The organism is Nitrososphaerales archaeon, assembly GCA_025058425.1.
Taxonomy (GTDB): domain Archaea; phylum Thermoproteota; class Nitrososphaeria; order Nitrososphaerales; family JANXEG01; genus JANXEG01.
The window spans coordinates 1-9570 of sequence record JANXEG010000045.1 but is presented as its reverse complement, the minus strand read 5'-3'; the positions used below and the strand labels follow the sequence as shown (position 1 = coordinate 9570).

Here is a 9570-nt window from a genome sequence, read left to right as displayed (position 1 = left end):
TAGAAAGAATCCGAATGTCTGCTTCGAAGTCGATGAAGCGATATCGGATGCATCTTTGGCCAAGAGTGTAATCGTCATGGGCTATGCAGAGATTATAGAGGATAGGGAAATGATGATCCCATACTTACAGAAGCTCATAGATAAGTATCGAGTACCGACACCATTCAAGGATTACATGAGCAGACCAGGTCGGGATGTGGAGAAGGAATTAAGATCGGTAAGGATCGTCTTAATCACTCCAAAGCGAATAAGTGGGAAGAAGATCGTAAGGAAGAACAGTAACTTCTAACATCACTTCTTACATTTGTGCATAATTTTGTGCACAAAAGACTTAAATAGTTCATTATAGCACACCTTAGTCTTGATAATTATGTATAGGAAGATCAACCTTTCGGAGGATGAGATGCCCGATAAATGGTACAATATAGTCCCCGATCTGCCATCACCATTACCACCCCCAATAAATCCTCAAACACGTGAGCCCGTTAAACCAAAAGATCTTGAAGCCATATTCCCAAAGGAGATTGTTAAGCAAGAGGTAAGTCAAGAACGTTGGATCGGCATCCCTCAAGAAGTTCTAACTATTTACAGAATCTGGAGGCCCACACCCATGTTCCGCGCTAAACGGTTAGAAGATGCACTAAAGACTCCAGCGAAGATCTACTATAAGTATGAAGGTGTCAGCCCACCAGGTAGCCACAAGCCGAATACAGCGGTAGCCCAAGCGTACTACAATATGAAGGAGGGTATCAAGCGATTAACTACGGAGACGGGTGCTGGGCAGTGGGGCTCTGCATTAGCTTATGCCTGCTCACTATTTAATTTAAAGGCTACAATATACATGGTTAAAGTAAGTTATTATCAAAAGCCCTTCAGAAAGACCTTGATGCAACTGTGGGGTGCTGATGTATATCCAAGCCCGAGTGATCAGACGAACTATGGTAGAAATGTCTTGAAGGAGGATCCGGAAAATCCCGGTAGCTTAGGTATCGCGATAAGTGAGGCTATAGAGGATGCGGTCACACATGAAGATACAAAGTATGCGATCGGGAGTGTACTCAATCACGTCCTCTTGCACCAGACCATCATCGGTCTGGAAGCGATAAAGCAGCTCGAATCGGTCGATGAATATCCTGATTTGATAGTGGGCTGTGTGGGAGGAGGGAGTAGCTTCTCAGGGCTCTTCTGGCCTTTCTATGAGCAGAAGGTTTCGAAGAAAGCACCGAAAGATGTCGAATTTTTAGCAGTCGAACCGACCGCATGCCCTTCATTAACGAAAGGTATCTACATGTACGATCATGGTGAGACGGCACGCCTCACACCACTTTTAAAGATGTATACATTGGGCCATACCTTCATACCTCCGCGCATACACGCTGGTGGTCTAAGGTATCATGGTGCAGCACCGACACTCTGCCTATTGATTGACAAAGGGTACGTGAAGGCTACTGCGTATGATCAGGTCAGTGTCTTCGAAGCAGCCTCGTTATTCACGAGGACTGAAGGGATACTGCCTGCGCCCGAACCTGCCCATTCGATCAAGGCTGTGATCGATGAAGCTTTAAAGTGTAAAGAGAAGGGGGAGGAGAAGACGATACTCTTCTTGCTATGTGGCCATGGATACTTCGATATGAATGCATACAATGAGTATTTGGAGGGCAAATTACAGCCTTGTGATTTTCCAAAGGATGAAGTGGAGAAGTCTATAAATTACTTGAAGGAATTGTATCCTTGGATCGATAAGTTACCCTACTGAGAATAAATATATTCCAGAATACATTGCAAATAATAGTGCAGAGAGCGACGTAAAAGCAGATAAAAGCAGATTCTTGTTACTGAATGTATACTTATATACTCATTCATACTAATTTATACTTGAATGTGGAGAAAGATAGAGGAGAAATTCTATCGACAAAAGAGTAGGGCTGCTGTTGCTAAAAAAATGATCGAGTTGGGCATTAGGATTGGTAATGATCTAAAGCTGTATGTAGGTGATGTCGCTGTAGGTGATGTTGCATTAGCCCGCTCACTCAATGTGGACAGAAGAGTGATTCGAAAGACCGTGAATCAGATCATGAATGATGATTATTTGAGAGATATATTCACACGAATAACACCTGTGGGTGCAAGTTTTGTTAATATTGCAGAGAGGCTGGGTTGGAGTGTTTTGGTCATAGCTGCCGACCCCCACAGACCGGGTGTCATCGCCGGTGTCACATCAATTTTGGCAAAGTATGGAGTCGTGATCAGGCAGGCTCTGGCCGACGATCCAGACCTCGTAGCCGAGCCACGATTAACCCTCATAGTCGAGGGTAAAGTACCACCTGAAGCCATCGATCAGATCAAATCTTTAGATGTTGTGAAGAGCTTGACTCTTCTTAAAGGAAGATGAAAAGATGATTATCGGATTATCGGATTATATGCTACATTTTTGCATTTTAGAGGCTTTAGACGCTAGAAACCTTTTGCAACTTTAACTCATCGATCGGTACTTTATCGATATCTCTCGATGCTAAGATGCCCTGTTCCAACAAGAATGAATGTGCAAGGACTCTATCTGTGCGACTCGCCCGCTCATATAAATTCTTCATCTCGTTATATATATCTAGCTCCTCCATCCTCGCCTTCGATGCGATTACCAAGAATCGAATCGTCCAAGGATCCTTAGAGCCGATCTCTCTAATGGTGATGCATCGAGAAGCATCACCTAGAATGTAACCAGAGAGTGTGGTCTTGAGCTCTGAAGCCAGATCCTGATCCCAGATCCCTCTCGGTGCAACGACCGTAACCCAAATATACTCGGTCCGGAATTCACTCGTTAAACCTAACGCGCTCGGTAACCTTAACATCCTCAATGTGCCGACCAGATATTCTTTAAGGTGCCTCTTATCGATGATTTCATTAAGTATCGTCTCACGTGTCAAGGATGCTTCTTCCTCACTTAGAATCTTCTGCATAATCCTGAGCCTCTCCTCCTCAGTAATTTCGCCCACTCTATCGTAGTATCCACGATCCTTGGAGATTTCGCTCAACTTCTCATAATATTCATCCGCTAGATTAGATACCTCGCTCAACAACTTCCTATAATCGGAATCTACCTCTAACCTCTTCTCTATATTCATATACTCTTGAAGCTTCGATTGAATCCTATTTAGATCACTTTCACGATCCTCAAGTTCAGCCTTTAACGAGATAAGTTGTTGGTTCAGATCCTTTACCTTTTCCTCTAAAAACTTCTTCTTACCGAGTGAAATTATACTGAATTTTAATTTGGACATCTCTTGTAAAAGCTTCTCCTTTTCATTCTCCAAATTCTTAATTCTCGTAAGTATGCTCTCCCTCTGGATCTTTATCCTTTCCAATCGATCGTTCAGGATCCTCCTCATCATCCTCACATTACTCAAGTGTGAGTCGATCGTCTTGAGCTCGATTTTAGGTGGTTGAAGAAGAGATGGTATGAGTGAGAAGAGGATCACCAACTCTGGATTTTGTAAACCTTGAATGATATTTAATGCAGTTTCATGAGCCTCCGACCTCTCTAATCTCGATATCTCTTTATACAATCTATCTGCTAAACTCTTTATTTCAATAAACTTCTTAAAGATCTTCAGATAAGAATCTACTAATGCTACTACATCTATCAAATCTTCCAATAATAACTTTTGCTTCACCGTAAGTCTTTGAGTACTTGCTACACTACTTCTCAAATCATCGATGATTCTCGATGCAAACTCATGATACGTAGTACGTGTCTTTGAAATCTCTTTGGTCTGTTCAATAACCTCAGAAACTAATCCGCGAACCCTCGCTTCAGGTGTACCTTCACGTGCTTCTAAACCTACGGCCTGTATAGGCTTTGTAACCTCCTCCATCAAACTCTTAATTTGGTCTTCCATTCCTTTCACCTGCATACTGAAATTTGCTTCGATCGACTTATCCTCATAGATGAACTCTTTGATCATCTCCTCAAAACGGCCCTCTTCAAATAGGCCTCGCTCTATGAGCCATTGTTTATAGACTTGAGCGAGCTCATTGTAACAAAGGTCGACGATCCTCTCCAAACCTCCAAGGCCACTCTTCGCATCTCCACGATAAATCTCCAACTTATCCTTCCTTATCATGCGCAATTTATCTAAACGGTTCAATTGCAACTTTATCAATGAGATGTGCTCGTTGATGGGGTATGAAATTTTGAGCGTCGTTATAGTATGTATCCATCTATCACCATGGTCTAGATTCGCTCCGATATTGTTCAAAAGGTCGGATAGATCGAACCTTATCGAATTCGTCAAGATATCCACGATCGCTTCATCGATGATCCTCTTCGCATCGATCAGACTTCCTGTATTGCTGAACGCTGGCCCGAGTGGCATCATGATAAAGGCAGTATATGGGTTCTCGTAAACAGCCCCGAACATCTTCTTTACAAAATTATTCTTACTTCGATTGAGCAGTAGCTCTAGATCGACCATCGATGCGTAGGCTGATGAACCCTTTGCAGGAGGATCGTCACCGACACATGGTAAAATTCCAAGACCGATGATCGGGAAACCACTCCCTAACTTCCTCCTCAGATGCCTCACAAAGTCTACGGCCATTCCACTACCGGTCCCACCACCGATACCGAATACGACGAAGATTATTGGTGTGAGGGTTGAGGATGATACTTCCTCTTTAAACCGCTCAAGGTAGCCATCGATCAGTCTCAAATAGTAGTAATTGAGCCCATAGATCGCTTTAGATAACGCCCTCCTCCTCCCTACACCACCAGATAATGGGGGTATCTCCATCGATGATGAGAGCCATGGTTTGTAATCCGATGGGACTTTTGCTCTTTCCTGCTCAAGGAACTTTGGATAATTCTCGATGAATTCGAACATCACTTCGGGTGCAGGGAACTTTACCGAACGGGCGATCAGCTGTATCCTATCCCCTGCAATACCGTGGGCCTTTAAACTTTCTTTGAATCGGTCGAAGGTACTTTGAAGGCTATAAATATCGTGGTCTGCAACATCGATCGCAAGGCAAGAGACTTTCACACCACTTCTTTTAAGAAGGTCGTAGATCTCTGGCATCTTTAAGAAGGTTTCGATGATGTTGGCCCCTGTACCTCCAAGCCCTACCAGATGGATCGAATAATCCTTCATCTCTGCCGACATCGATCATTCCCTCCCAATCTTTTGTAATTTCTCTTTTATATTGTTAACTTCTCCAGCCAGGCTCTTATCGATCCGTGTGAGCCGAATCAATAATGTATCCAACTTCCTCACCTGCTCATCGACCTCTCTCAGAATGAAGTCTGAACGAGAGCGGCTCCTTATAAGGAGTATGCCAAGTATGATCACAATACCTCCTAAACCTCCAATACCATAGAGGTAAATGCTCATATCCTCACGTGGTGGAGGGAAACCTTCTCTCCTTGGCAAAAGCTCCAGAATTTCAATGGCCCTATCCACTTCTCCGATCGAACTGTACCTCTTGGCCAAACTTACAACAGAAGAGTAGAGTGAAGCGAATCGAGGATCTGTAACTGTGGTATTGACGAGCTCAGACTTCTCCTTCACCAAACTTACATACTTGGTGATGACCTTATCCGTCACCTTTACTTCTCTTCGATCCAATTCGCCCCCTTTCTCGTATCGCAAAATGACGATCGGGAAGGACTTTTCAAAATGGAGCTCATAATTGGGTGCGATCTTACTAACGGTGTAATTCTCAGGTATCCTACCAACTAGAGAAAGATCTGCTACTCCTTCGACCGCTCTGAATACAAGGGTTGGGCGGCCCGGTTGCCACGTGGTTGTATCGATACCCGGGTAGTTGTTATGCAACCTCCAATATACATCACCAACCTTCATCAAGGGCGTTTCTAAACTTAGGTTGACTCTGGGAGGGGCTGCTCGAATTACAACTTTGAAATATACTGTATAAACACCACCGGCCATCAAAGTCTTATTTGTCATATCTACACGGTTCGGATCCTCAACCCTCCACTCGCTGATGTATGGTCCAGAACTCTGGGCTAAGGTCGAAGGTAATGTTGAAGTTAAAATCAAGGTTGAAGTTAGTAGGAGAAATAACGCTAAGAATAATGATTTAGGGATAAACCTAAAGAAACCTTTACCCATTCCCTTGACTCCTCACCATTTACCATGCTTTTTTCACTTTTAAGCGCTTCTATAAATCTAATGAGTAAGTCATCTGATCGGTGGTTTAATGGTATACTAAATCTTCCACCTTCATCGATGGTAACATCGAAGGGTAAAGGGCTAAAAGTACATTTTTGATCTTTAATTATATCACTGAATAGCCTTATCTAACCTAAATCCTAAATTACGTCATGTATTTACCGTGCAGTTTACTAATTTAGTAAAATTAGTAACAAATGGTAATAGTAGCGAACCATTCATGAACGAATCTATCCGTAGTTACCCGTTTACGATGTGTATAGCTACTTTGGTTTAGCGTAGTTAAAGGCCTCTTCGACCTACAGATCCATTCTAATCAGTATCTAACCTTCTAAGCATTACCCTCTCAACATAGAAGTAAATAGTACGCCATTCTCCGCGATGAGATAGCCGATTCTGGGCAAGCCATAATAACGGTTCTTTAATCACGACATAAATCCTTCTTAGGATGTATAACTTAGAGAATTCATACAGAGGAATCGATGCATCTGAATATTGTTAAAAGTTGGCAAAGATCTGTTGATGATCTTTCTCTCTTTACATCAATCCTGATTCGGCCCCCTTTTAGCCCTTTGATATATCGAATTCAGGTTGTACGTGTATTCTTTGAATACATCTTCGATGGTCTTTAACTCATCCGGTGATAAGGTCGATGCCCCTTTAACCCTTTGATACCCCTCATAACTTCTCTTGATAAAAGGCTCCAACAGATAGCCTCCCACCAATAACAGTACATCCATCTTATCCATGTGATCCTTGACATAAGATAGACCAAAGTAGGATACGATCGATGATGGTAGATTACGCTGCCTCCACCCTTCAAACTCATTTAACAAATCTTCATAACTCATCCTCTCCTTTAACGATTCCGATATTCGAAGGAATAGATAGGTAAATATGGCCGAATCTGGATCGAGGGGCATCAAAGGCCGTGCGAATGCACTCTCAAGGACATTCGTAAGCCTACTGTAAATCCTCATACTATGGCCCAACGCAATACAGGGTGAGAAGTGGAATACCTTCATCGATCGCTCGTACGTTACAAGATCGTCTACGTTGATGCGTCTATATACACCAGCATCACCAGCAGATACGATCATATCGATCATCGCTGCCAACACATCGTTACCAACGATCTCTTTACCATACCTATCCACGGTCTTGTAATGATCTAAATTTGTGTTGTTCACAAGTATGATAAGATCCGAATTAAACCCCATCTTATACTTTATCAATCGTGAAAGGCCACAGTAAGCGTTAAAGTGCAGTTGGTCAGATTCGTTATCGTATGGCATGATCGCAAGGATAAACCTCCCACCTCTAAATCCCCATTCGGGCAGCATGGAGAGGATGTAAGGTGCAGCACCACTACCCATCCCTCCACCAAGAGAGCAGATGAAGAATACCGCATCAGCTTTATCAGCCTTGGCTTGAATCAAGAGGTCTTTGATCGATGGTTCTTCAGAAGCGAGCCTTTCACCAACCTTCCATAAATGTCCAGTACCTCGAGACCTTTTACCAATTCTATACATAACCTTAGAAGGTAAGGTTCCATAAATTTCTTCAGAGATCATCTCGCTATCCATCCCTAAGAGTGATAAATGTTCGCTACGGTGTTGCACGAGCTTCCACAGATGTGAAAGGACTTTAATACCCGTGCTCCCTAACCCGATGATACAGTATTCGGGCTCTATGGGGCCGATCTGCCTCGATTCCTTAGTGATTTGGCTTATTATTTCAATCCTTTTACCACATACAACACAGTAATTCGCATAGTGAGGGTTTTGATGGCCATCTGGACATAAAACGACCTTCTCGACTTCGTTAGAAAGGGACAACTTAAGCACCCTCCTTACGTGCTTTTATAAGGGATAGGCTTTTATCGATACCATCAAATACGGTATCTTTGTGGAATGTTGAATAGAGCTTCATGTAATGTTCGGGGAAGTTGAATGGCAATTCATTTACACGCACTATGCCTTTACTCTTTAACTTTACAGAGATCAACGAATCGACGTTGGGATAGTTTAAAATGAGCTCAAATTCTAATAAGTACCGATCGAGCAAAATCACTTCGATATTTAAAACTTTGTAAACTTTATTTAATAGATCGAACGATGCTTCACTAAGTCTAATTTGAGAATTCTCAATCTCATACACGATCGAATCGACAAGATTGTGAATCTGATCATCCTTGCCCCAATCGAATCCCCGTGGCAATCTTGTATCGATTTCATTCTCAAGATTTCTTAGAGTACGATCGATCGTCCTTATAAGCTCCACAACGAATTTAACGATCCTCTGCTGTGTATTGGTAAGGTTAACGACTTCGACGATCGTTACTTCATCCTTAATCTCACTTATCAATAGCTCCAATTCTTGTAAGAGCTTCATTTCAGCCTCTAAATTTACCATCGGATACAACCTTACCTTCGGCTCTACGTACATCTTGAGTAGCTCCTTTATAGAATTGAGCCATCCTCGAATCGATTGGGCAAAGATTCTAATTCTCTTACCAAACTTACCATCCATGTACTCGAGACTCTCAATCACTATCTCAGCCCCCTTCTCTAAATCTCCCTGCTCTATAAACCGCCTCGCAATCTCCACATTCGGAAGAATAAAATCGGGATCGATATTCTGCTGAATCGCATTATAAACTTCATTACAGACCATTCCTACAGTACTCAAATTCACTTTGGCATCTTCGTACAATCTTCTTTGGGCCTCGATGATCTTATCAAGGTCCCACTCCCCAATGCTCTTCTGATCGATGCTTACAATTTCGATCGGTTGTGGGATATTAAGACTTGACGCCTTGATGAAGACCTCTTTAAACTTTGTATAATCCCTTACGTAGCGATCCTGAGCCCTTTTGATCAGATGGTTGTGCATCGAATCGATCGTCCGTTCGTACTCCTCGATCTCTTTTAACCGCCCTTGAAGATCTGTAATCTTCATCACATCCAATGTACTTAATGTAAAGTTCAGGGAGTTCATCATCTCACTTATCGATGATGAAATATCCTCGATCATGATATCCCTAAAGACCGCTTTCACCCTCTCAACCTTCATCTGAAGGTCTTCAAGCCTCTTTAAAACCTTCTCAGCCTCCTCTCCAACCCTCATCTTAAGGTTGAGCATGAATTGCCTTTTATTCATCTGTAACTTTACTATATTCGCGAACCCGGAGCCGAAGGAAGATACGACAAGGTATGGCCCTATGGCTTCTTGAAGACCACTAACGTAACCCAATGCACTCGATAGAGCTATGAACGATGCAGCAAATACGATACAACCTATAAGGCTTGATAAGAAAGTTAAGATGCGATTTAACCTTCTTAACTCAAACCCCTTCTTTTCTAATGAGATTATCCAACCT

At 42.5% G+C, this 9570-nt stretch carries 7 protein-coding genes; 3 read left to right on the top strand and 4 right to left on the bottom strand.

All coding sequences use genetic code 11. The annotated features are described in order from the left end of the window. The 3 genes from NZ896_05335 to NZ896_05325 all read left to right on the top strand — a co-directional run. Positions 1–289, top strand: a 289-nt coding sequence (locus NZ896_05335; GenBank protein MCS7116879.1) for a pyridoxamine 5'-phosphate oxidase family protein, incomplete at its 5' end; no start/stop codon positions are given. A gap of 81 nt (positions 290–370) precedes the next feature. Continuing rightward, on the top strand, positions 371–1756 hold the full coding sequence (locus NZ896_05330; protein MCS7116878.1) for a TrpB-like pyridoxal phosphate-dependent enzyme: 1386 nt from the start codon (positions 371–373) through the stop codon (positions 1754–1756). A 195-nt stretch (positions 1757–1951) separates the two neighbouring features. Then, entirely contained in the window at positions 1952–2392 is a 441-nt protein-coding gene (locus tag NZ896_05325; GenBank protein ID MCS7116877.1) for an ACT domain-containing protein, read from the top strand. A gap of 55 nt (positions 2393–2447) precedes the next feature. On the opposite strand, the gene NZ896_05320 is transcribed toward NZ896_05325, so the two are convergent. The 4 genes from NZ896_05320 to NZ896_05305 form a co-directional block, all read right to left on the bottom strand. After that, positions 2448–5159 carry a hypothetical protein gene (locus NZ896_05320; GenBank protein MCS7116876.1) on the bottom strand — a complete coding sequence of 904 codons (2712 nt, stop codon included), beginning with the start codon at positions 5157–5159 and terminating at the stop codon, positions 2448–2450. Positions 5160–5162: 3 nt separating this feature from the next. Then, positions 5163–6128 (bottom strand): hypothetical protein, encoded by a 966-nt coding sequence (locus NZ896_05315; protein MCS7116875.1) that lies wholly within the window; start codon positions 6126–6128, stop codon positions 5163–5165. A gap of 602 nt (positions 6129–6730) precedes the next feature. Beyond that, positions 6731–8026 (bottom strand): hypothetical protein, encoded by a 1296-nt coding sequence (locus tag NZ896_05310; protein ID MCS7116874.1) that lies wholly within the window; start codon positions 8024–8026, stop codon positions 6731–6733. Between the two features lies 1 nt (position 8027). Continuing rightward, on the bottom strand, positions 8028–9570 hold a 1543-nt coding region (locus NZ896_05305), incomplete at its 5' end, for a hypothetical protein (protein MCS7116873.1).